This is a genomic window from Acetivibrio clariflavus DSM 19732 (assembly GCF_000237085.1).
In the GTDB taxonomy this organism is placed as follows: Bacteria; Bacillota; Clostridia; order Acetivibrionales; family Acetivibrionaceae; genus Acetivibrio; species Acetivibrio clariflavus.
This window is the reverse complement of the sequence record NC_016627.1, coordinates 1796144-1820407: the sequence shown is the minus strand read 5'-3', so window position 1 is coordinate 1820407 and position 24264 is coordinate 1796144. Positions and strand designations below refer to the sequence as shown.

General features: G+C 37.4%; 15 protein-coding genes. 2 read left to right on the top strand and 13 right to left on the bottom strand.

Annotation, left to right across the window (positions count from 1 at the left end; all coding sequences use genetic code 11):
• Positions 1-226: 226 nt before the first annotated feature.
• The 4 genes from CLOCL_RS07720 to hydE form a co-directional block, all read right to left on the bottom strand.
• Positions 227-1372, bottom strand: coding sequence for an aminotransferase class V-fold PLP-dependent enzyme (locus CLOCL_RS07720; protein WP_014254816.1), 1146 nt, complete (start codon positions 1370-1372; stop codon positions 227-229).
• A gap of 138 nt (positions 1373-1510) precedes the next feature.
• The gene (gene hydF / locus CLOCL_RS07715; protein WP_014254815.1) at positions 1511-2734 is read right to left on the bottom strand and encodes a [FeFe] hydrogenase H-cluster maturation GTPase HydF; all 1224 of its coding nucleotides are present in this window, start codon (positions 2732-2734) and stop codon (positions 1511-1513) included.
• A gap of 1 nt (position 2735) precedes the next feature.
• On the bottom strand, positions 2736-4139 hold the full coding sequence (locus CLOCL_RS07710) for an aspartate ammonia-lyase (protein WP_014254814.1): 1404 nt from the start codon (positions 4137-4139) through the stop codon (positions 2736-2738).
• A complete protein-coding gene (gene hydE, locus CLOCL_RS07705; RefSeq protein ID WP_014254813.1) occupies positions 4139-5491 on the bottom strand; it encodes a [FeFe] hydrogenase H-cluster radical SAM maturase HydE in 1353 nt (450 codons plus the stop codon). Before hydE ends, CLOCL_RS07710 begins: the two co-directional genes overlap by 1 nt.
• Positions 5492-5900: 409 nt before the next feature.
• Between hydE and CLOCL_RS07700 the strand changes: the two genes are divergently transcribed.
• Complete coding sequence (locus CLOCL_RS07700) at positions 5901-7190, top strand: IS110 family RNA-guided transposase (protein ID WP_014254024.1); 1290 nt, start codon at positions 5901-5903, stop codon at positions 7188-7190.
• Between the two features lie 195 nt (positions 7191-7385).
• Here the strand turns inward: CLOCL_RS07700 and hydG are convergent, their stop codons facing one another.
• The 5 genes from hydG to CLOCL_RS07675 all read right to left on the bottom strand — a co-directional run bounded on the left by hydG (position 7386) and on the right by CLOCL_RS07675 (position 15428).
• Positions 7386-8750 carry a [FeFe] hydrogenase H-cluster radical SAM maturase HydG gene (gene hydG / locus CLOCL_RS07695; RefSeq protein ID WP_014254812.1) on the bottom strand — a complete coding sequence of 455 codons (1365 nt, stop codon included), beginning with the start codon at positions 8748-8750 and terminating at the stop codon, positions 7386-7388.
• 320 nt (positions 8751-9070) lie between these two features.
• Entirely contained in the window at positions 9071-9322 is a 252-nt protein-coding gene (locus CLOCL_RS07690; protein ID WP_014254811.1) for a TM1266 family iron-only hydrogenase system putative regulator, read from the bottom strand.
• A 192-nt stretch (positions 9323-9514) separates the two neighbouring features.
• Positions 9515-10030 carry an ECF transporter S component gene (locus CLOCL_RS07685; protein WP_014254810.1) on the bottom strand — a complete coding sequence of 172 codons (516 nt, stop codon included), beginning with the start codon at positions 10028-10030 and terminating at the stop codon, positions 9515-9517.
• Between the two features lie 379 nt (positions 10031-10409).
• Positions 10410-12542 (bottom strand): glycoside hydrolase family 9 protein, encoded by a 2133-nt coding sequence (locus tag CLOCL_RS07680; RefSeq protein WP_014254809.1) that lies wholly within the window; start codon positions 12540-12542, stop codon positions 10410-10412.
• A 12-nt stretch (positions 12543-12554) separates the two neighbouring features.
• The gene (locus CLOCL_RS07675; RefSeq protein ID WP_014254808.1) at positions 12555-15428 is read right to left on the bottom strand and encodes a glycoside hydrolase family 9 protein; all 2874 of its coding nucleotides are present in this window, start codon (positions 15426-15428) and stop codon (positions 12555-12557) included.
• 697 nt (positions 15429-16125) lie between these two features.
• Between CLOCL_RS07675 and CLOCL_RS21010 the strand changes: the two genes are divergently transcribed.
• Entirely contained in the window at positions 16126-17883 is a 1758-nt protein-coding gene (locus tag CLOCL_RS21010) for a lytic transglycosylase domain-containing protein (protein WP_014254807.1), read from the top strand.
• 201 nt (positions 17884-18084) lie between these two features.
• Here the strand turns inward: CLOCL_RS21010 and CLOCL_RS07665 are convergent, their stop codons facing one another.
• The 4 genes from CLOCL_RS07665 to CLOCL_RS07650 all read right to left on the bottom strand — a co-directional run bounded on the left by CLOCL_RS07665 (position 18085) and on the right by CLOCL_RS07650 (position 23684).
• Complete coding sequence (locus CLOCL_RS07665) at positions 18085-20682, bottom strand: glycoside hydrolase family 44 protein (protein ID WP_014254806.1); 2598 nt, start codon at positions 20680-20682, stop codon at positions 18085-18087.
• Between the two features lie 623 nt (positions 20683-21305).
• Entirely contained in the window at positions 21306-21650 is a 345-nt protein-coding gene (locus tag CLOCL_RS07660; protein ID WP_014254805.1) for a P-II family nitrogen regulator, read from the bottom strand.
• Between the two features lie 14 nt (positions 21651-21664).
• The gene (locus CLOCL_RS07655; RefSeq protein WP_014254804.1) at positions 21665-21979 is read right to left on the bottom strand and encodes a hypothetical protein; all 315 of its coding nucleotides are present in this window, start codon (positions 21977-21979) and stop codon (positions 21665-21667) included.
• Positions 21972-23684, bottom strand: a complete 1713-nt coding sequence (locus CLOCL_RS07650) for a DUF1538 domain-containing protein (protein WP_014254803.1) — start codon at positions 23682-23684, stop codon at positions 21972-21974. Before CLOCL_RS07650 ends, CLOCL_RS07655 begins: the two co-directional genes overlap by 8 nt.
• Positions 23685-24264: the final 580 nt, after the last annotated feature.

Below are 24264 nucleotides of genomic sequence, written 5' to 3'. Positions count from 1 at the left end.
TGCAAAAAATACTTTAAAATACACAACACATCAAGACCTCGGAGTTTCGTCCTTCAGTATTGCATATTATATTATTTTAATTGAAACTTACATAATATAGATATGATTGTAAATCTATATTCCCAGTATTATTCTAAATACTATTATAGCATAATACTTATAGAATTTCCAACATATAAATTTTATAGGGCACTGTTTTACCCGTTAACATATAATGCAATAATTGTCATTTTAAGTTATCGGATATTTCCTTTAAAGCCTTTAGTAAAACATCAACTTCATCCTTCGTGTTGAAACATCCTACACTAATCCTGACAGTACCACTTTTAAGAGTTCCTAAAGTTTTATGCGCTAAAGGTGCACAATGAAGCCCGGCTCGTGTTGCAATACCATATGCTTTATCCAGCACATAACTTACTTCAGTGGATTCTACGCCTTCAAAATTGAAAGCTATAATGCCGGAATTATCGCTCGGTTCTTTTTTACTATATATTATAACTCCATTTATATTTGAAAGTCCATCATATATTTGTTCAATCAACAAACTTTTATACTTTCTTATATTCTCAAGTCCGAAAGAATTTATAAAGCTTATTCCCTGCCCCAATCCGACAATACCGGGTGTATTTAATGTGCCGCTTTCCAATGCATCGGGCAATATTTCCGGCTGAAACAAATTTTCCGAACTACTGCCGGTTCCGCCCTGCATAATAGGCCTAATTTCAATTCCTTCTGCTACATACAATCCACCGGTACCCTGCGGACCGAGAAGGGACTTATGGCCCGGAAAAGCCATCATATCAATATTGTTATATTCCACGTCTAATTCTAAAGTTCCTGCTCCCTGTGAAGCATCAACAAAAAAAATAACGTCGTATTTTTTTGCTATATCGCCAATTTCTTTTATTGGCATAATTATACCGTTTACATTTGACGATAGGGTACAAACAATCATTCGGGTATTGCCTTTTATATTCTTTTCAAAATCTTTAGGGTTAACTTCGCCGAATTCATTTCCCTGTACTATTGTAAGTTCAATACCCATATCTCTTTCAAGGGTTTTTAAGGGTCTTATCACTGAATTATGTTCCATACTTGTGGTTATTACATGATCGCCCTCATTCAGTACTCTAAACCCAATATTCAATGCTTCTGTAGCATTTTTTGTAAAAATCAATCTCATGGGGTCTTTTATATTAAAAAACTCAGCAATAACTTCCCTTGCTTCCATAACCGCCCTGCCAGCCCGGATAGACAGCTCATGTCCGCCGCGTCCGGGGTTCGCGCAGTATTCTTTAATACATCTCATCATTTCTTGATAGACGTTTTCGGGTTTAGGGTAGGATGTAGCAGCATTATCAAAATATATCATATAATTTCCCCTTTGCCAAATAATGAGTAACATGTTCCTGAAGGCAAAAAATATAAATAATACAAACCTGCAATCTTTTTAAATACGGCCATATTAATAATTGCATAATAGTATAAAGCAACTGCTTATGGTACCAAATTATTCCTCAAGAAGCACATATGCTGAAGGAAACGGTTTTAATGCCCGCTTCAATATTCCCTGCACAGCTGCAATCAACATGCCGTAGTTTGTAATTGCAACGCCTTTTTGTCTTGAAAGATTTATTCGGTACTGCATTTCCAACTTATTCAGCATACACCCTCCGCAGTGAATAATGAGGTCAAATCTTTCTATGTCCTTCGGGAAATAATTTCCCGATGCCCATTCAAATTCGATCTGCGATCCGGACATTTGTCTTATCCAGCGAGGTATTTTGACCTTCCCTATATCATCGGCCTGCCGGTGGTGAGTGCAGCCTTCCACAATCAATACCCTGCTTCCTTCTTTTAACTGTTCGATCTTTTTCAGTCCTTTTACCATTTCAATAAGTTCACCTTTATATCTTGCAAAAAGTATTGAAAAGGAAGTAAGCCTTATATCTTCCGGAGTATCGGCCGAAACCTTTAAAAAGACCTGAGAATCAGTAATAACCAAGGATGGTTTTTTGTTTAAACTTTCAAAGGTTTCCTTCAGTTCATATTCTTTTGTAACCACAGCTATTGCATCATTTTCTATTATATCTCTGATTGTCTGCTGCTGGGGCAATATTAAACGCCCTTTAGGAGCAGCCTTGTCAATTGGGGTTACCAGAACTACTACATCACCGGGATTTATCAAATCACCGACAATGGTGAGATCAGCTTCATCAAACTTTGCATGCTTGGCAATAAGCTGTTTTAATTCTTCAATACCCTGTTTATTTATTGAACTTATCTCACAAACAGGGATTCCCAGGTTCTTTTTATACTCATTAATTTCCGACTGTTCCATGCTTTTTTTATCGCTTTTGTTTAACACTAAAATAACAGGTATTTCCTTGCTTTTTATTTCCTCAATAAATTGTTTATCAAATTCCGTTAATCCTTCTTCAGCGTCCACCACATAAATTGCAAAATTAGTCTTTCTTAAAACATCATATGTTTTTTCCACTCGTAAGTTTCCTAAATGGCCTACATCATCAATTCCCGCAGTATCTATAATAACAACCGGGCCTAACGGCAATAGCTCCATAGTCTTATATACAGGGTCAGTTGTCGTTCCGGGAACGTCTGACACCACAGCTATTTCCTGTCCCGTAAGAGCATTAATCAAAGTCGACTTTCCGGCATTTCGCCTTCCAAATATAGCTATATGAAGTCTGTTTCCAATTGGAGTGTTATTCATATCAGTTTCCGCCTTTCTTTCCCGGTACACCCGGTCTTGTCAAATTAATTGGATTTAGTATTGAATTTAACGATTCTTCATCCAAAATTCCTTCTTCTAAAACCACTTCTCTCAAGTTTCTGCCGCTCTTAAGGCATTTTTTCGAAACTTCCGAAGCCTTGTCATAGCCAATATGCGGTATAAGAGCAGTACACAAGGTGAAACTGTTTTCCACCAACTCTTTGCACCTTTTTTCATCGGCTTTTATTCTCTTTATGCAATTATTTGTAAATATTTCCAAACCTTTTCTCAGTAAATCCAAGGTTTCAAAAAGGCTATCAGCTATAACCGGCAGGAAGGGATTTAGCTCCAGTTGTCCCGATTGGGCCGCTATTGCAATTACAGTGTCGTTTCCTATGATCCTGAAAGCTATCTGATTTACAGCCTCAGGTATAACCGGATTCACCTTTCCGGGCATTATGGACGAACCGGCCTGAACAGCAGGAAGAATTATTTCACCGAAACCCGCCTTAGGTCCTGAAGCTAGAAGCCTCAAGTCACTGGCAATTTTGGACAGATTAACGGCAGAGGTTTTTAAAAGCGATGACACCTCCACAAATACATCGGCATTCTGCGTGGGATCCATCATGTATTCCGCCCTTGCCAAACCGATGCCGGTAAGCTCTCTTAATTTATCCACCACCATAAAAATGTACTTTTTGGGTGCATTTATTCCTGTGCCCGCTGCCGTACCTCCTAAATTCACCTGTCTTAATCTTTCCTCAGCCTTGTAAAGTCTCCAGCGATCTCTTGAAACAGCCTGAGCCCATGCACCAAATTCCTGTCCCAGCATCACCGGCACGGCATCCTGCAACTGAGTTCTTCCCACCTTGAGTACATCCGCAAATTCCTCTTCCTTTTCCTGAAGAGCATTCTGAAGCTTTGCGAAAAGCTCACTTACGGACTTTAGCAGCTTAATTGCAGCAATTCTCACCGCCGTTGGAAATACATCATTGGTTGACTGGGACATATTCACATGGTCTAAAGGATGAACTACGGTATAATCGCCTCTTTTTCCTCCTAAGAGTTCTATTGCCCTGTTGGCAATAACCTCATTGGCGTTCATGTTAGCAGAAGTACCGGCACCGCCTTGCATTGCATCTACAACAAACTGATCTCTATACTTTCCTTCGATAATTTCATCACACGCTTTTATTATAGCCTCACCAATTTTTTTATCCAATCTTCCGATTTCGCAATTGGTAATGGCACAGGCTTTTTTTACTGTTACCAGTGCTTCCACAAGTTTCGGATGAATGCTTCTTCCCGACAAATCGAAATTTTCCTTTGCTCTTAAGGTATGTATTCCATAATAGCATTCATCGGAAAGTTCCCTTTCCCCCAAAAGGTCATGCTCTATTCTCATTACAGCATCCCCTCCTGTTTTGCTGCAAAATCAAAATCAGGATTCTCCAGGTATGAAGGAAGCTTCAAATAAGATGGAAGTTTCCGGTTTACTGCTTTTCTAACGGCATAGACAGCAGCCTCCAAGTCCACCATGTTTTTATTGTCATAAATATTATAACTGGACCTATACTTTTTCGGGGTATTTATAAGCATTATAGTATTAGCTCCGGCATTTAATGCCCAAACCTGTGCATCTTTGCTCAATGTCGCAAGAGCTGTGGTAGAAGGTATATAAACCTTCTTACAGACAATTCTTGTTACTGCAACAGTCCTTAAAGTCATGGCTATATCCCCGGGAGTCAGTTTCTCGTAAGGCGAACCTTTAGCAGGAATGAAGGGGCCAATCCCTATCATGTTAATTCCCATATCCCTGAAAAACTCAATATCGCTGGCTATATCTTCTACCGTCTGTCCGGGAAGTCCGATAATATTCCCTGAACCGTTGATATAACCTAATTCTTTAAGCCATTTCGAACACTGAAGCCTTGTATCGAAATCATCATCGGGATGAATTTCTTTAAAAAGCTCCCTGTTGGTAGTTTCAATTTTTAACAGAAAATTATCGGCACCGGCCTTTTTAAATTCAGCATACTCTTCATAAGGCCTTTCACCAATGCTTAAGGTTATTCTCATTCCGGTAGTTTCTTTAACTTTTCTCAATATATTTATAATCTTGGGCATAGTCCAATAGGGATCTTCCCCCGATTGAAGTATTACAGTCCTAAGTCCTAAACTGTGAAGATATCCGACAACCTCCATTATCTCCTCTTCAGTCATACGATATCTTTTTATCTCAGAGTTTTGGCCTCTAATACCGCAGTATTTGCAGTTTTTCCTGCAATAGTTGGAAAATTCTATTGCACCTCTGATTTCCACCACATCCCCGACCGTTTCTTTTCTAATGCGGTCTGCAGCCGAAAATATGGCATCTATTTCCCTTTTCTTATCGGTGGATAAAAGATATACAATGTCTTCTCTTAGCAGTTCATCACCGTTTTCAATTTTCTTCAGTATTTCCAAGAACCTCTCTGATACCGCCAGTCCCAATTTTTTGTCAATAAGACCTTGAAGCTTTAATTTACGGTCCTCCAGTATTTTTGCATTGTTAATACCGGCCGAATGAAGAAGATTTTTTGATTTTTCAAGATCCGCTCCTTTAACTTTTACAGCAATTGCACACACTGTTCCCCATTCGGGAGGTGCAGGTACCAAGTCAGTCTCTATATTATTTTTATTTAAAAGTTTATTTATCACAAGCATCTCCGATGAGTTTTGAGCCATAATCAAATATGATTTTTCCTCCAAAAACATCACTTCCTTGTACAATTAATATTGTATTAAATCAGTGACCGAAGCCACTGTTCGACCCATTAAAATTCATTGTTAACATAACACTTCAAACTTCATTCTTTTCTAAACATCAAGCACATCATCCGGCTTCACATCTTAGCCATTTTGCCAGCAACTGTTGGCCTGAACCTTGACAATCATGTATAATATCTTCCGGACTTGGAAGGTGAGTGTTTCACCTCCTGGGACGGACCTTAGCGGGCCGATTACCCGTAAGAAAGAGTATTTATCCATTCCGGTAAGTCTACATGATTTGGCTGGTTGAGGCCAGCTCTTTGGCTGGTTCCTCGTGTCACATGCAAGGTTGTTTGCTTACATGGGAAGGAATGGAGGCTTTTAAGTCCATTAATCTTAAAAAGGAGGCATTTTAATGAATTTCAGACCCATTGCAGGAATTGATGTGGGTAAGTTCTTCAGTGAAATGGCGATTCTTTCTCCTACCAATGAAGTGGTTGCCCGCATGAAGATTCACCATGATTCCAATACCGACGTTGAAAGAGCCGTTGAATTGCTTAATAAAACGGAAAAAGATTTTGCTTCAAGGCCTTTCATAGTCATGGAATCCACCGGGCACTATCACAAAATCCTTTTCCATTCACTTTGTAAAGCTGGATTTGAGGTTTCGGTAACAAACCCCATCCAAACTGATTCTATCAAAAATATTGGAATCAGAAAAGTGAAAAATGATAAAGTGGATGCCCGGAAAATTGCCCTACTCTATAGATTTCAGGAACTTAAGTCAACCAACATCCCCAATGAGGATATTGAGTGCCTAAGGAGCCTATGTCGCCAGTACTACAAACTGAGTGATGAGCTTACCGCCTACAAAAACAGGCTTACCGGTATTGTTGACCAACTCATGCTTAACTTCAAGGATGTCTTCTCCAATATATTTTCAAAGGCTGCTATGGCTGTCCTGGAGGAGTATCCTACTCCTGCCCATATTCTTAAGGCTGACAGGAACAAGCTGATTTCACTGATTCAGAAGAAATCCCGCAAAAGTCTCAAATGGTCAACTGCCAAGTATGAGCTTCTGGTCTCCAAGGCCAGAGATTTTGCACCTCTGAGCATTCATAATGCCTCAAATGTTATTATGCTGGGCGTATATATCTCCATGATCAAAACCTTGGAAGAAAGCCTGGAGAAAGTCCTTAAGTCCATTCGTCTACTGATTGCTGAAGATATGGCGAAGGATATGCCCATGCTGGCATTGACGCTTGAACTTTTGCAGAGCCTGCCAGGTATAGGCCTTCTCTCTGCTGCTACTATTCTTGCGGAGATTGGAGACTTTTCAGCCTTTAAAAAGCCAGGCAAGCTGGTTGCTTATTTCGGCGTTGACCCCTCTGTCATGCAGTCCGGAGAGTTTACCGGCACACGGAACAAGATGTCTAAGAGAGGTTCAAGGCTGCTTCGCAGGGTGCTTTTCACAATTGCTCTTGCTAATATCCGTACCAAGCGGGATAAGACAGCTTGCAACCCTGTGCTGCTGGAGTTCTACCAACAAAAATGCCAGAGTAAGCCTAAGAAAGTAGCTTTGGGAGCTGTTATGCGCAAGCTTGTTTGTATCATCTTTGCTGTCCTAAGGGATAGGAAACCTTACCAGTTACGCAGCCCCCAGGAACACGCTCAAATGCTTGCAGCAAAGCATACAGCAGCTTGATAGTACTGTACTTGATGTTCAGTTTTCAAAGAGCAACTTGCTATTTTAGACCAGCTATTTTATGTCTACCTCACCTAGGTGGTCTTGTTGTCATGCGTTTCATTAACGTCAGGAGCCTAAAAAAATTTCTCAAAATTTTTATTATAAACTCTTGACTTTAATTAGCTGGTCTTTCTGTTTATATATTTCTCATCACTAGAAGTAAAGATCTCTCATACCTTCTTCAATCTGCTTTAACTTCTTTATAGTTTCGGCTTTCATGTTTTCATTTTCTATTTCATCCAAGGCTTTTTGAATAATTCTTTCACCCTTTTCCCGGAGTTCTTCATTTCCAAAGTCTATAAGGTTCTCCTTAAAAGTAAGTATGGCATTGGGCTGACAAAACTCGTGTATTTCTCCTTCTTTTGCATATTCCATAAAATGTTCGCCTGTGCGGCATCTTCTATAACATGCGGTACAAAAACTGGGAATATACCCCTTGTCACAAATGGTCTCCAGTACTTTTGGAAGGCTTCGGCTATCGCTGATTTCAAACTGATCCGCCTGGTCGTCATCCTCTTCATATCCTCCAGGATTAGTCTTAGAACCTGCACTTATCTGTGAAACGCCAAGATTCAGCAATTCATCCCTCAGCTCTGCTCTTTCTCTCGTGGAAAGAATTATACCGGTATAAGGAACCGACAGCCTATATATTGCCACAATCTTTTTGAAATCTTCATCGGTCACAGGGTAAGGAATTTCATCCAGTGCCCAGCCCAAAGCAGGACGAAGTCTTGGAACGGAAATTGTATGGGGGCCTACTCCAAAACGTTCTTCAAGATACATGCAGTGCATTAAAAGCCCTAAAACCTCAAACCTGTAGTCATAAAGTCCAAACAGAGCTCCTACTCCGACATCATCTATTCCACCTTCAAAAGCCCTGTCTAAAGCAGTAATTCTCCAATCATAATCGGCTTTTATTCCCATCGGGTGCATCTTTTTGTAGGTATCTCTGTGATATGTTTCCTGGAAAATAACATAAGTGCCTATTCCCGCCTGCTTCAACTCTCTGTAGTCTTCAACCTTCATAGGTGCTGCTTCGATATTTATTCTTCTTATATCGGTCTCACTATATATAGCTTCCATAGCTTTTGTAAAATGCTTAACATCAGTTTTGGGATGTTCTCCGCAAATAAGAAGAAGTCTTTTATGACCCTGCTTTTCAATCGCTTTAGCTTCATTAACAATTTCTTCTAACTCCAATGTTTTTCTATGCAATTCTTTGTTATCTCTTCTAAACCCGCAGTAAAGGCAGTTGTTTACGCACTTGTTGCCCGTGTATAAAGGTGCAAACAGTACAACCCTTTTACCGTATATTCTGTCTTTAACATACTTTGCTGCTTCAAAGAGTTCTTCCATCAAATCCTTATCTTCCACATGCAACAACTTTCCTGTCTCTTCCAAAGTTATACCTTTACATTCCCTTGCTTTAGCCAAAATCTCTCTAATCTCTCCCTTGTCGGGATTTATCGATGATTCAAGAATTGAAAAAATTTTACTTTCATTTATAAAATCAACCATTAATTGTCCCTCCAAAATAAATTAATTTTCTTTCATACTCCAAATTACCAATACAACAAAAAAACTCTTCGTAGACTCAATAAAGTCAAGAAGAGTTCACAAGCAAATACCACATATCCGTTCCCCCTTCGATAAGATATACTCCATCTCGTCAGGCTTACACATTCTTCACAAAATATCACCGATGATTAAAAGGCTTTGCCAATTCCTCCGGGATATTTTGCAATTTCAGTCCAAACCTTCTCCTCGATATTAGGTCTACGCCCCGTATCTCAGATACTATATATTAAATTGTAAATCAATTTATTAATACCACCCAATTAATAGGTTAAAGCAACTTTTGCTTTAATACCTTTTATATTGCCAAGCTTGCCGGCTAAAGCACCAATCTCATCATTAGTACCGTCTACAATTATGGACATTACTGAAATATTTCTTTCTCTATAAGGTATGCCCATTCTTCCCACAATAATTGAAGCATAAGAACTCAATACTTCATTGACCTTTTTTGATGTCTCCTCACGATTGTTAACCACTATACCAATAACGGCAACCTTGTTTTCCTTTTCCATAATTCAACCCCGTTGCTCAAAATCACGTTTTTTGGATATACCATTATTCGTTTATTAAATAACTATATGCAATATATCCTTTTGTAACTTATAAACCTTTAGCCAAAACAACAGATTTTATTGATATTTTTATTATATTATATCAAATACAAATTTGCTATAAAAACATTTTGTCTATTGCATAAATTCTCATTAAATGCGCTTCTCCAATCTCATAATTACAGGCAGAGCAATAATCCCTCCAATTAAAGCGGTAATAAGCTGGGGCCATCCAAAGGCTTTACTGGCAAGATTTGAAGCTTGTTGTGAGGGAAGGATTTTGAAATAAGGAATTATCGTTAAAAGAGAACCATAAATAACTAAAAATTTTGCAATTGCTCCCGTTACAATACCAATTACTTTTTTCTTTCTGAACACATAGAATAAAAGTACAAGGGCAAAATTACCCAACGCAACAAAAGGTGCCAGCGGAAGAGGCATTGTAGCCCCTGTCAATATAGCCCCAAAGGGAGCCAAAATTGATATCACCGTTCCCGAATAAATTCCAACCAAACCTGTTGATATAAGCAGGCATGCGTTAACCAGCGGTCCCACTACATACATACTATTTGGTCCTAATGGGATAAATCTTCCCAGGGATTGAAAAACAATAGTTAGAGCCAATAACATGGCCGTTCTTGTTAAATATCTTAACTTATCTTTATTCATTTTGTTACTCCTTTCATGCAATAATCATGCTGCAATTTTTTCATGCAATTTTCAAAATTTTGCAAATTTCAGTATAGCACATATATCTTTTATTGAAAAGCAATTTTTATTTTCGATTATATATTTTAAACCAATATTAATCATTATCTTCAAATTAAAGCAGTACAAATTTTTGGGAATAGCCGCTTTACAAAAATTCACCATTGTGTCTACTCTACAAGTTATTTCCTAAAGCGGTTACGGAAGTAAACCTGATGTAAAATTCTATCCTTTCAACTAAACTTGGTCCTGCTTTGTTGGCGGTTACAATAAAAAAAAGGCTGAAGCACAATGAATTTCATTCACTGTACAACAGCCCTCAGAATGCTATTTCTATTTTTTACTTTTCTTCTACCGGAAACTCTTTAATCATTCCTAATAAATACATTTTCATATAAGCATAGTCAATAGAGTTAATAACACCGTTTCCGTCTACATCCGCAGCTTTGCTGCCGTATTCATATTCGAATTCCTTTATCATACCGAGCAAATACATCTTAATTAATGCATAATCCACAGAGTTTATATCTCCATCACCATTAACATCTCCATAGATATATTTTGTAGGTTCAGGAGTCGGTGTAGTGTCATCAGGTTTGTTTCCGGAAGGATCTACACCTGAAACTTGAACACCGTACTTATAAACCGGGATGTTTTCAAGGACTTTATAAGTATTAGTCAAACCTTTATACGAGAAGTCATTTGAAGAATCCCAAAGTTTATTTTCATAATAGTAAACGGCAAACTGCACATAAGTTCTCGCATATACCGGATTGGGGAATGATATTTCCACATAGTATATGTTTTTATCCTTATCCCAAGGCTTAAGGCCTGATATTTCCGCACCGGCAGGAGAATAATATACTTTGGTTACAAATTTGCTTAGATCAATATTTTCTCCGGCATACTCCGACAGGTCAATGAAATACCTGCAGGACAATCCCGGCTCATATTGCGGAGGCGATGTTACAATATTATACATATTAAGGTCAACGGTAATACCGCTTGAGCTTTCTTCATATATTTTTGCTTCACAATAGTATTCTGTAGGTTTTGCTTCAATATCAGGAACCGGCTCCGGCATCTGACCTTGACCGAAATACTTGGACATACCGGCTAATGCACCAACAAGTCCTGCATTATAATCCAATCCTGTCTCTGAATATACATACATATCTATATCATCAAAATATTCATCATTTATATCAGCGCCTCCAACTAAAGCACCGTACAAAATATGCCTCTGAGGATCGTTCTTTGTCTCATCGGCCGGCGGTCCTTCAAGTCTTCCGCTTGCAGCCCTGTGGTGAGGAAATTTAGGATAATTGTCTCCAAAACCAACCACATAGGACATCTTTTTAGGATTATCGCCGAGAATATAATCTATCTGGCTTTTTGCAAAATCAAGGCATCTCTTGTCTCCGGTATACTTATAGTATACAAGCTGAACCATACTTTCTGCCGCAGGATATTTGCAAACTCCCCAGCTATCTAAGAATCTTATACCGCCGGGAGAAGATTTCAATCTGTTCTGCCAGTAATCCAAGTGGTCTTCTGCAATCTCTTTGTATAAAGGATTATCCGAAAGAACAGCAAGCTTTATAAATACACCTGTCAAAACATAGTCCCAGCACTGGGTCCAGTTGTCATTAAAGGAGTTTCCGCCACTATCCCCGATTCTCTTTTCAACCATCAGCTTATCTACATTATCCATATATTTTTGTTCTCCTGTGGCAACATAAAGCCATATAGAACCCCACATAAGTTCATCGAGATAATCTCTCGGAAGATAATAGCTCTGTCCCTTACTATTTCCCCTATAAGTCATTCCAAACTCATACAAATCCTTTGCATACTGAAGGCATTTTTCAGCATATGCTAAATCTCTGTCTTTATAATTCAAATACATAAGTGCCAATGCAGCTGCTGCATCACCCGCTACATCGGAACCTGGATTTTCAGGTGTTGCAACATAATAAGTAGGTCTGTCATAAGTCTGAAGTTCCGGTGGGCCCCAGTATTGGTGGTCTATATCACCGTCACCCACTTGATAGTAAAACTTGTTCTTTTCAGGATAGCATTTCATAAAGTAATCGCAGAAATGCTTCAATATATTGAGCATATACTCATCCTGGCCTTTTTCGATAAATACGTCCGAAAACTCATAGTAAGCCCAGGCAAGAGTGGATGCGGAAGCACACTGAGGCAATCCAAACTTAACATGGTCTCCACAGTCGTGAAATCCGCCTGTCAAATCGAGCCCTACGTCTTTTCCATCTTCTATGTGGCATGGACCACGCCATTTTATTCTGTTATTCCCTGCATCAGGGCCGCACCAGTTGGCTTCATAGAACAATATAGATTTGGCAAAGGCATCAACATAGTTGAATTTTGGTTCGTCGGCAATGACTGACTGCGGTATTATGGTTACCAAGCAAAGGACTATCAATGTCAGTCCAATTAATTTTTTCATGTTCTGCCCCCCTTAAAAAGATTTTATCATACCTAAAATATACATTTTTATTAACGCACAATCAATTGAATTAACATTGGTATCTCTATTTACATCTGCTCTGTTATAAGTTTCTTCATCAAACTTGGTAAGACCTAAAAGATACATCTTCAACATAGCGTAATCGATTGAATCAATACTGCCGTTATTGTCCAAATCACCAAGAGTATAAGTAGTCTTGACAGGTTCTATTCCAAATTTGAGTTCACCTTTTACATATGCTGTAATTTTTTCATTTTCACCAAACACTTTCATATTCAAATCGGTTGAGTAATCGTTTGTTTTGTCGTAAGCATCCGAACATTCAATTCTGAACGGAATATCTCCTGTACTTGCTCCCGGCACTATTCTTCCTGCATCAGCAGCAAAGGTTATTTCACAGTATGTATCGGCACCGTCAACAGGATTGTCAATTTTGTAGAACTTGCCAGTTACCTTGCTTTCTCCGAAAGGTGCATATTCGCATACAAAAGTATTCTGTTCATTTCCGTCATTTGTAAACCAATATCTTATTTTTATATCCGATAAGTTAACTGCTGTAGTTCCAGTGTTTTTAATATTTATTGCAGCTCTGATTGTGTTTTTGGTATCGTCCTGTCCGCTCTTATATAATACTACTATCGATGCGTCATTAACCGGAGTGGCATTTGGATCCGGTGTAGGTGTAGGAGTAGGTTCAAGCTTTGGAGGCTCTTTTCCGTAAACCAATTCACCGTTAATATATACAGGAACATTTTCACAAATTGCAAATTCTTTGGTAACACCCTGCAAACTGTAATCATTGCTTGAATCCCAATGAGTCATATAATTTGCATCCTGTTTAACCCTGAAAGATATTTGCAAATCTCTGTCACCGTATATCTTATTTCCGCTCCAATCCAGTTCATAGTAGTAAGTTCCGGCATTATCCCATTTGAATGGTCCTCTTACTTCAACAGGATTCTGCTGCATAGAAATTTGCTCGTCATACTCAACTGAGAATATAACATCATCTATGCTTTGCTCAGCTTCAATAAGTTCGCTTATATTGAAGAAATATTTAGCCATTAATCCGGTTTCATAACGCGGAGGTCTTGTAGTTTCGTTGTGAATTCTTAAAACTACTTGTGTACTGTCTTCAGTTTCTCTTGCCACTTTTGCCTCACAGTAGAAATCATCTGTTTCAGGTTCTTTAGGCGGGAAATTTTCGATGGGTTTATGTCCCTGTCCGTAATATTTATACAAACCTGCACAAGCACCGACAAAAGCAGCATTATAGTCAATAGTAACCTCGTTATATGCATACTCAGTGGTAGAATCTATGTGGAAATCACTTCCATCAGGGCCGCCTGCAAGGGCACCCCACAAAATATGCCTGTGTTCTTCAGGATCATTCATGCTATTTGTTTTTGATCCATGGGCAGCTCTGTGGTGTGGATGTTTAGCAAAAGGCAATCCCTGTTCATAGCCATAACCAACTATATACGAATAACCCATAGGATTTCTTCCCATAAGGTATTCCATTTGACTTTTTGCCCATTCGCCAAAATCTGCTCTATCCGGATTGTTTTTCATATATACCAATGCACAAAGCTGAGCAGCAGTATTGTAACGTGCAGATCCCCAACCGTTTATCATTGTATATCCGGCTGGTGACGGGTTACAATAGTTTTTGTCATTCGGGTCTTCATGCGGACATTTTCCTCCGGACAAATACTCTACATTCCATCTTGCAATAAAATCAAACAGTTCATTTTCCGGGAATAACTCATTAAGCTTTATGAAAGTTCCTCCCCATACTGCATCCCAGCAATGTACCCATGAATTGTACCAAACATTTTGCTTATATGTATCGGGAATTATCCTTTTCATGTATCCTACATAGTTGCCTGTTTCATCTATTGCAGTTATATCGTTTATATAGCTCATGTCTCCAGTACATTCGTAGAGCCATACAGCAGCCCAGGCCAATTCATCTTCATCATAGTCGGATGTATAATATCCATCACCTTTATGCAAACCTCTATATTTTTTTGCGAAATCATACATAGCCTTCGCAACTTTAAGGCACTCATTGGCATATTCCGGATCATCATCTTTAAAAATCAAATAGGATGTACAAAGTGATGCTGCTGTACTGGCACATACATCACTACCCGGATCGTCATAAGTCGCAAAGTCTGCCGGTCTTGAATTGGTATAAACTTCAGGATATAATTCCGGCGGACCCCAATAACAATGGTCCTCGTCTCCTTCTCCTACCATGTAACAAAAAGCAACCATCTCACCATTTTCATCAAGGAAAGAACAGCGCAAGTAAGTATCGGTAAAGTGCTTCAAAATATCAAGCATATGCTGTTCTTCTCCAATTTCCTTATAGGACTCTCTGAATTCTAAGAATCCCCATCCCAATGTACCTGACGAATAGCTCTGCGGAAGACCAAAGCGCACATGGTCACCGGCATCATGGAATCCACCGTGCACATCCACCTTTCCGTCTCCATCAGGGTCAATTATATGTCTGTATTTTGAAAGAAACTCTTTGGAAAGATTTGTTCTCTCTAAAGGAATTTCCTCATCCACTTCATGGCAGGCACCTCTCCATTCCAGTCTTCCCAATGCACCATAGGCTGCCTCCCTGCCGCACATATTGGCATCATAGAAATAAATTGACTTTTGCAATGCTTCGGCAAAATTAAAATAATTATAATTTTCCCAGCCCTCAACCGGCTTCCAGCCTGCGGGCGGTTCATTGTTGGCAAATACTGTGGCAGATGATAAAATCTGTGCCGTAACGACCCCGGCTGCTATTAAACTTGACAGTCTCCTCCTTCCTTTTTTAACCCTTTTTTTCGAATTATTAAACATTCTGCAAACACCTCCAAATAAATTTCAAAAATAATATGTCTAAATCAAAATTAGTATCATTTTTCAAATACACCCTGAGCAACACAAGTTTTTACATATTGGAACTCAAACCAAAAGCCAACTTCCAATAATTTTATGGCTAAGCGTGACAAAACCTAAAACATTATATAGCTCAGGAAAATACTTTAATTCATTAATTGGATAGAAAAAAGTGCAATAAGAGCAGCGTGCAAAACTAGGATTCAGATATGTATGGATATGTATAGATAAATAATATTACTTTCTATGTATGTAGCTGCAAATAAATACATTAACCCCATTATAGACAAATTCTATTCAATTTAATTTTACTACATGTACACTTTAATGTAAATAGCTCCCTGAAATACTGTAAATGCCTGCATATCGTATATCTTAATCATTTAAACTTACAACATATGTTTGAATAAATTTTTACTGAATAAATTAAACTAAAAATTCCCCAAACTTTTAATAATACACCGGCATAATTTTTATTTAAATTGTCTAACTTGCTATTTTTACAACAGCTATCCCATTTTTCAGCAAAATATGATAAGATTTTATTATATAATTACGTATTTTTATACCATAAAAGTAAGGTAAGAATATCCAAAAAAAAATTTTTTTAAAGAAAATAGTTTACAAAAGCATAAATTATGAAAGGAACACTGATATTATGAAAATTAAACTGCTAATAGGTGTTATAACGGCAATAGGTGTAATTGCTACTTTATTTTTCTTATTTAATTCCAGTAAATATAATTCTCCTTTAGAAAAAATTATCGAAGAAAACGGTGACTATGAGCCGGAAAATACCATCGATATTATGAAATTATTAATAGAAGTCAGAGCCGGTCGTCAGAATGTAAGGGATGAATTTCTTTTAAAACTGAAAGACCATAAGAATACAATAGGATATTACTCAAATTTAATTCTGGCAAGCAGATACGACTCCAGAAACAAAGATGCCGAGGAATTTTATCAAAATGCTTTAAACCTCTATCCTACAAATAATGTAAAGTTCAATTATGCTTCTTATTTGGCCCGCAGTGGAAAAACTGCAGAGGCTATAAATGAATATTTGAGTATATTACCTGAAAGCAGAGCCTTTGAAGCTCTCATCAACCTAAATGCTGAAGACAAAGCTATATGCGATTCACTGGCAGAAAAAAGCAACTGGAAAGAATTAGAGCAATTCCTTGAAAATAAAATACAGGATGACTCATCATTGGCAAAATATTATGCAAGAGCACTGTTTGAGCAGGGAGAATACAATAAAGCAATCCCTCTCCTGGAAACACTGTACAAAGAAAACCCGACAGATCAGGACATAGGCTGGTGGTATGGAAGAGCCCTTGAACAGACAAACCAAACAGGAAAAGCAAAGGAAATTTACTCCTCCATCGGCGCTAAAGGTGCATATCGATTAGGAGTTCTCCTTGAAAATGAAAAGCAAACAAAATCGGCCATGGAGATTTATAAAACCAGCAACGAACCCATTTCACTGTGGCGGGCCGGACGAATTCAGGAAGAACTGGGGCTTAGAGAACAAGCCCTTGAAACTTATCTAAAAATAGTTGAGACTGAAAGTGCATACCAGGATGATGCTGCCTACAGAGCATATATATTGTCCAAACGTCTGGGAAGAAACAATACCCAGAAGGTTCTGGATATATTGTCCAAACATCCTGCCTGGATGGAAAGAATGGGCATGAAATTTGCTTTCGATAAAATTATAGAATTGGATTATAAAAAGCCTGAGTTTCTTGAAACGGTAGAGTTATACGAAAACAACGGTCTGAAAGAGGTAGCCGATATCGAACTGGCAATCGGATCTAAATTTGCAAAAGTAGAAGACAAGCTTGCACTTGGTGACTGGTATCTTGAAAAAGGTGACATTTATATGTCAGTAATATGGGGGCTACGTTCCTTAATGGAAGTACCGAACAGGCGGGGATATGAACTTTCACACCCACGCCCTTACGAAGATATTGTACTTAAAGCTGCTAAAGAATACAACGTTGAACCGGAATTAATCTGGGCTACTATGAAAGAAGAGAGTACCTTTAGACCTGATGTCACTTCATGGGCAGGAGCTATGGGCCTTATGCAAATCATGCCTGCCACCGGCAAAGACATCGCTACCCGCTTAAATATGACCATTAAAGACAATGATTTGCTAAATCCTGAAATCAACATTAAATTTGGTACTTACTATATAAGCTCCATGTTAAAAATGTTTTCCGGAGATATTGACAAAGCAATGGCAGCTTACAATGGAGGCCCCGGAAATGCAACCCGCTGGAGTAGCAGTTCTATCGGGAAAACAAAAGAAGACTTCCCTACAGCTATTACATTTTTTGAAACACAGGAATATATTACAAAGATAAAAAATTCTTATCTGGTTTACAAATGGCTTTATGGCGAAAATTAGTATTTATTGATATTTTTATAAAAAAATTTCATACCGGAATTTATATTTCATAAGAATAATTTGTCATTATCAGCTCAAACTTTTCCAATAGACTTTAATACTTTGAAAGTTACAAAAAATATGAGGAAGGCTTCGCCTTCCCCATATTTTTGTTTTATATCCATTTAGAATATACCAATTCTACTTACTGAAAATTTAATATTACCAATCTATAGAATCGACATATACTGTGAACTCTGCAGCATCATTAGTCTTAAACTGTACACCGATTTGCTGCATTAATGACATATCGGTATCTTCCGGCATTATCAATGTAAGCTCGTTCCAAGCATCTTTTTTCATATATTCATATCCGCCCCATGCACCATTCCATATAATTTTACTCCAGGACGGATCGTGAGGCATAACATATCCCTGAATTTCAGACAATGGTGCATTAGATGGTATCCATACCCTGAAGGTTACTTTTGAGCCAGGAGGTACTATGCTTGGACCGTCCAATTTTACATCAAACATACCGCCGTCGGCTGAAACTACATCAATTTTAAGAGCTCCGTTACCTTTAAACGTATTCTCTGAAGTAACTGACAAAGTAGCAGTTGTTCCTTTTTCACCGGATACAATAAATCCTTGAGTAGTACCTTCAAATCCGAATTCTGAATTGTCACCGGTAGCCTGAGTAACAGTTATAGTTTTTGTAGCCGGAGAACTATTGGCATATTTATCATCGGTAACAATCAATTTTACTGTATAGGTTCCTGGCTTAGCATATTTATGCTTTACTGTTTTTCCCTTTCCTTCGGAACCATCGCCAAAATCCCAGGCATAATATACAATATTTCCGTCTGGGTCAGTAGAATCTGATGCGTCAAAGATTATATCTTCATCAGTAACCGGCTCTGAATTTGAAATAGTGAAACTTGCAACAGGCTCTTCATTTTCTGTCTCTTCATAGTAAGGAATTTCTTTTATCATTCCGAGTAAATAAGCTTTCATAAGTGAACAGTCTATTGAATTTACTTCTCCGTCAACATTGATATCGGCAGCTGCTACATCAATTTCATCCAACATTCCCAATACATATTTTTTCATTAATGCATAGTCTATAACATTTATATCTCCGTCTTTGTTTACATCACCCACTAAAACTTCAGGTTCAGTGGTATCAGCAGCATCTAACACTATATGGTAAGCACTCAATGCCGGAAGAGTATATGTAAATTTATTGTTACTGATTCTTGTCACTGCAGGTCTTTGAGTAATTTGGGAACTAGCCCTGTCAAATCCCCATGCCTTACCGGACTTATACTGCTTGTCGCTGTTTATTGAAATGTTGAAAATAGTACTGTTGTCATAGTTCTTGTTAAGCAATATAATGTGAAGCTTTCCGTCATCAGCTTCTTCTACTGATGCATATGCTGATGCCAGTTCGTCATTGGATACTGATGCTTTAACACTTATATCACCATATTTTGAGCCTTTTCCGTCATAATTGGTATAGAGGTTAATACCTGCCACTATATAATCTTTGTTCCTATCGCCCCAATAGGTAGCTAAGTATACATTATTTTCACCAAATATCCCCAAAACATCAGCCTGAGCTATACCGCCTGTAATATGATTTCCTGCACCGAAATCATATTCAGTAATAGCAAGTTTTGTTCCGGGATAATATTTATTTATCGATTCCTGAATCCTTGGTAAAATTGGGCGGAAACTGTCAAACCAGGGTTCAGCAATCCAGCTGTCTTCTCTGTATGAACCTTGCCACAAGGTTCTTGGTGCCTGGAGACGTGCTTTGTTACATTCAATATTGCTGCTGTCTTCACCGAAAGTAATTCTGCTGCCGCCTCCCCTTGCCTCAGGATAGTAATGAATGTCAAATACATCTAAAAGCCTCATTCCTGCCTCGTCAGATTTTTCTTTCATTTTTTCAAGGTAATAATCAACAAACCAATCGTAGTTATCCTTTAATCCTGCTTCCCAGTCAGGAGCGCTTTGTAATGAAAGGTAAGCGGCAAAACCATATAATGCAGGTCCAAATATTTCAGCATCGGGATCAACATTCTTAACTGCTTTTGAAAGCTCTGCAGTCTTTTCAACCAATTCTTCACAAGTTACAGGGTCCGGATGAACTCTTGAATGGGTATGTGCCCATAAAGCAGGTTCATTATCTACAGAATACCCTTTTACTCCTGTTGGAGATGACGCACTTCCATATTTATTAACTAAGAAATTTACAAACTCATCCATATAAACATAATCGTCAGTTAAATCCGGTGTAAGTGAGAAAGGTGCGTTTTTTGCAAACTTTACTTCCTTCCATCTTTCAGATGGTGCCGCATCTTTTGGCTTTACTTCTCCATACTTATCTGCTGAAACATATCCGGCAGCCTGTAATGTCAACAATGTATAAGGCACATTCTGAGCCAATGACTGATCATGGAAAGTAGTCGCAACTGCACCAGGTTTTTCAGAATCTTCCCTGGGCACACCGATATATTCCACCAAATAGTTGTCGCTGGAATGTATATAGTCACTTCCTGCGTTTGAGGCATTATTCTCCCAATTATACGCTGTTGTTCTGTTTCCTCCAAGTCTTCTGGCTGTAACAGTTTGTCCAGGAAGATCTTGGTTTACACCATATATATATGGACTTATCGGCAACCTATTAGCTTGAGTATCAATAGAAACATCAACAGAAGCTTGTGCTGCACTTACAGGAAGTACATTGCTTACTGCTGAACCGACTACCATCTGAAAAGCTAATAAAAATGCAGCTAACTTTTTATTCATCATATCTTCCCCCAATATAAAAATTTTTTAGTAACTTACAATTTTTATTTAAATTATTCTTATACAACCATCAATATTTAGATTTTATAAATCTCTATAATCCCCCCTCACAAAATACTTAATGCATTAATCATACAATTCCTAACCCATTTCCCTCCTTTCGGATATAATTAAAACTACTAAACTTTAAAGATTTTAATTTATACATTAAAATAAAAATTCACTGAGTATCAATCAGTGTTCTACTTCATTTCATATTATATTATTCGTAATTATAAATTTTTTTGTGTATATCAGGCTTATTAAATATGAGTATTTTAATTTTTCTGGAATAAATTAAAATACAATTCGAATAAAATAGATTTGAAAAAACAACAGAATAGTCATATTTTCCCAATAGCAGATAATCTCCATGTAAACTTCGAATAATATAATTTCAGAAATGCAAATAGAAATACCTAAAGCAAACAACTATCCCAATCTGCTTGCAAACTAAAAAGTATATTAAATTTGCTTCAATACTTGTATCCATTACCTAAATCAAATCAAAAAACTTCCGCCCAAACCACACAGCAACACATTTAACATCATTCACAACAAAAGCGGAAGTTTTTTATCCCAGGTTATTATTTGTCAGAATCTTTATTTTCACTATGACCGTGTCCTATACCAACTGCTTTCATCACCGGTAAAGTAAAGCAAATACCATGAGCTTCAGATTTGAAGGCTTCATTTTTATTGACAGCCTCCACAATCTTATCGGCAGTTTCAGCATCGGTAAGAGTCAATATTATTTCCTTTTCTCTATCAACACTAATTCCCATAATTTCCTTGTGCAACGCACTTACACCGCGAGCATTGATTATTGTGGCACCGGTAGCACCTACCGAGCGGACGTATTCTACTACCTGTTCAGAAAATCCTGCAGTTACTATGATATACAATGCTTTCATATTATCTGAATTAATCATTTTACCCTCCCAAATTATACTGACAACTTTTCAACAGGCACAGTAAAAGCAATACCTGTATTAGGTTTGTCAAAATTAAATTTAATAAGTAATTGATCAAGCAATTGGTCGGACAAATTACTGGCAACTAAACAAGTAATAAGAATTTTCTTTTCCTCCGGTACAAGGCCGAGCATATCTTTAAAATATCCCGATTTAACTGTACCTTTGGCATAAACTACATCAATAAGATGACCTCTTGAGTCCAACAGAAATTTAATGATTTCTTCTTTTTGCTTTCTATCAGCTATTACAGTTAAGAAAGCGACACAATTATTATATTCAGCCAAGGCTTTCTTTACCCTCCTCTAACCCCTTCTGTTCTGAAATATCGTTGACTTTTCCGGTTTCAAAATGTAGATCTTTTTTATCGTCAACAACTCCATCCTGGTTCTTCTTGCTCGATTGCCCAACACTTTCAGCCAGCAAAGCCAACTCTCTCAGATCTTTCTTTTCTGCATCTTCCAATATCTTGTTAGCTCTCTTAATATTAATATTATATAATATACCTAAAAATTGCACAGCAATCAATGGGGTAACTGAAATAAAAGCAATAATTCCAAAACCGTTTACTAAAATTGATTGCCCACCGGAAACGGAGGATGCAGCAACAGCCTGTGCAACACCAAGAGTAAGAGGAGTTAAAAAGGCAGAGGTCAAAGCTCCCCCTGAAACACCTCCCGAATCAAAAGCTAACCCAACAAACAATTTTGGCGTAAATATCATCATTATTAATGCAATTGCATAAAGAGGTATCAAAAACCATAATATATTAATCTCTGTCAAAATCTTCACCATGGCAAGTAACGCAGCAAAACCAATACCTATCGCAAGTGTAATGCGAATTACATTCTTTTTAATATGACCATTAGTTATCTCTTCCAACTGTTCGCCCAGTACTGTAACAGCCGGTTCTGACAAGGTAATGGCTGCACCCAGAATAAATCCGACAACCAAAAGCAACCATTTAAACCATTCTGGTCGGGAAGGATCCAGGAATACTTCACCGATGTATTTGCCGGCAAAAGCAAACCCGTAATCAATACCCGACAGGAAAATCAATAAACCTATGAACACTATAATGGTTCCCGATAATATAGTCAAAAACTCCTTTTTTGGCTGTTTTATAAGGAAGAACTGAAAAGGTAAAAACACTACTATAACCGGCAAAAGTGCCAATATTACTCCCAGCAGATTGCCGGAAATTATCTCGCTTATTGTTCCCACAGTCCCGGGATCATATATCTGCTCGGCAGGTAATACACCCTTGTAACGAATATTAAGAATTATCCCATAAACAGCCAATGAAAGAATCGGGCCCACCGAAGCAAGACCTATAATTCCGAAACTATCATCATTTCCTTTGTTTTTGGACATACTGACTGCTACTCCCATACCGAGAGCCAAAATAAACGGAACCGAAATATCCCCTGTTGTTGCGCCGCTACCATCAAAAGCCAAAGCCACAAATTTGTCAGGAACAAATAAAATGAGTATAAAAGTAATAATATAAAGGATTGCAAATACAATCTTAATGTTGAAGTCTTTCATTATTCTAAAAAGGGAGAAAGCAACCATAATACCAATTCCTGCACCCATAACCCATATAAATACTGTTTCATTAATAATGGGCATGATCATATTGGTCTGTTTTGCTAAAACAGTCAATGCAGGCTCTGCAACTGTAGCAAAAAGTCCAAATACCAGTCCAAAAAAGATAATAAAAACCGCATTTTTCAGCTTTATTAAAGAACCTCCAACAAGTTTTCCTATTGGAAGAATACTAATATTCAATCCGTCCAAAAACAGCGCTTGACCAAAAACCACACTAACATATCCTACAATTAATTTTATATAATCAGACACGCTGTCTAAAGGTGCAATAAAACCGCAAACAATAATCATAATAGCTGCTAGAGGCAGAGATGATATAAATACTTCCTTTAGTGTAGAGGCAAAAATATTCAGTTTACTTCTTAAGTTTAATCTCTTCATTGCTGTCACCTATTTCTATTTAATATTAAGTCAAAAAGATTAAGTTTAATAATTAGAAAATTTTTGTTCTCCTGTACATAAAAGAGTGTTGGTTTTTTATATAAAATCAATAAAACATTTCCAATTTTTACGTTATCTTTCAATAGCAATTGAGTTTTAGTATTAGATTACCAAAAAAATATTAAATAAATATTAACATTGAACAAAATAGAACTGCTTTTTGAAAAAGATAATCCTTTTTTCAAGAAATAAAATTGTAGCTGCAGACAACAAAAACATCAAGTAAATCAAATCTTCATTTTAATAAATTTAATCATGAATTTAAGATAGCAAAACTTTTTTCCTATTTCATTTCAATTATTATAAATACTTTTATCAATTTGCTTACCGATTCTTTATTTGATTTTGACGACTCTTTATTTAATTTTATTAAAATTGACTTTAAATCATAACAAATTTAAATTTCTATGGATAAATTTCTTTTTCATATTCTTTTTCGATTGGATACTGCTGCCACGAACAAGAATACCGTTTATGTACTTTTTTGCTGTAAATATACCTACTAATTAATTGCTTCTTC

Excerpts from the sequence above, each read along its gene's own strand:
- CLOCL_RS07675 (WP_014254808.1), bottom strand. The coding sequence starts at position 15,428 with ATGTTTAATAATTCGAAAAAAAGGGTTAAAAAAGGAAGGAGGAGACTG.
- CLOCL_RS07720 (WP_014254816.1), bottom strand. The coding sequence starts at position 1,372 with ATGATATATTTTGATAATGCTGCTACATCCTACCCTAAACCCGAAAAC.
- CLOCL_RS07665 (WP_014254806.1), bottom strand. The coding sequence starts at position 20,682 with ATGATGAATAAAAAGTTAGCTGCATTTTTATTAGCTTTTCAGATGGTA.
- CLOCL_RS07690 (WP_014254811.1), bottom strand. The coding sequence starts at position 9,322 with ATGGAAAAGGAAAACAAGGTTGCCGTTATTGGTATAGTGGTTAACAAT.
- CLOCL_RS07700 (WP_014254024.1), top strand. The coding sequence starts at position 5,901 with ATGAATTTCAGACCCATTGCAGGAATTGATGTGGGTAAGTTCTTCAGT.
- hydF (WP_014254815.1), bottom strand. The coding sequence starts at position 2,734 with ATGAATAACACTCCAATTGGAAACAGACTTCATATAGCTATATTTGGA.
- CLOCL_RS07685 (WP_014254810.1), bottom strand. The coding sequence starts at position 10,030 with ATGAATAAAGATAAGTTAAGATATTTAACAAGAACGGCCATGTTATTG.
- hydG (WP_014254812.1), bottom strand. The coding sequence starts at position 8,750 with ATGGTTGATTTTATAAATGAAAGTAAAATTTTTTCAATTCTTGAATCA.
- CLOCL_RS21010 (WP_014254807.1), top strand. The coding sequence starts at position 16,126 with ATGAAAATTAAACTGCTAATAGGTGTTATAACGGCAATAGGTGTAATT.
- CLOCL_RS07680 (WP_014254809.1), bottom strand. The coding sequence starts at position 12,542 with ATGAAAAAATTAATTGGACTGACATTGATAGTCCTTTGCTTGGTAACC.
- CLOCL_RS07660 (WP_014254805.1), bottom strand. The coding sequence starts at position 21,650 with ATGATTAATTCAGATAATATGAAAGCATTGTATATCATAGTAACTGCA.
- hydE (WP_014254813.1), bottom strand. The coding sequence starts at position 5,491 with ATGTTTTTGGAGGAAAAATCATATTTGATTATGGCTCAAAACTCATCG.
- CLOCL_RS07710 (WP_014254814.1), bottom strand. The coding sequence starts at position 4,139 with ATGAGAATAGAGCATGACCTTTTGGGGGAAAGGGAACTTTCCGATGAA.
- CLOCL_RS07650 (WP_014254803.1), bottom strand. The coding sequence starts at position 23,684 with ATGAAGAGATTAAACTTAAGAAGTAAACTGAATATTTTTGCCTCTACA.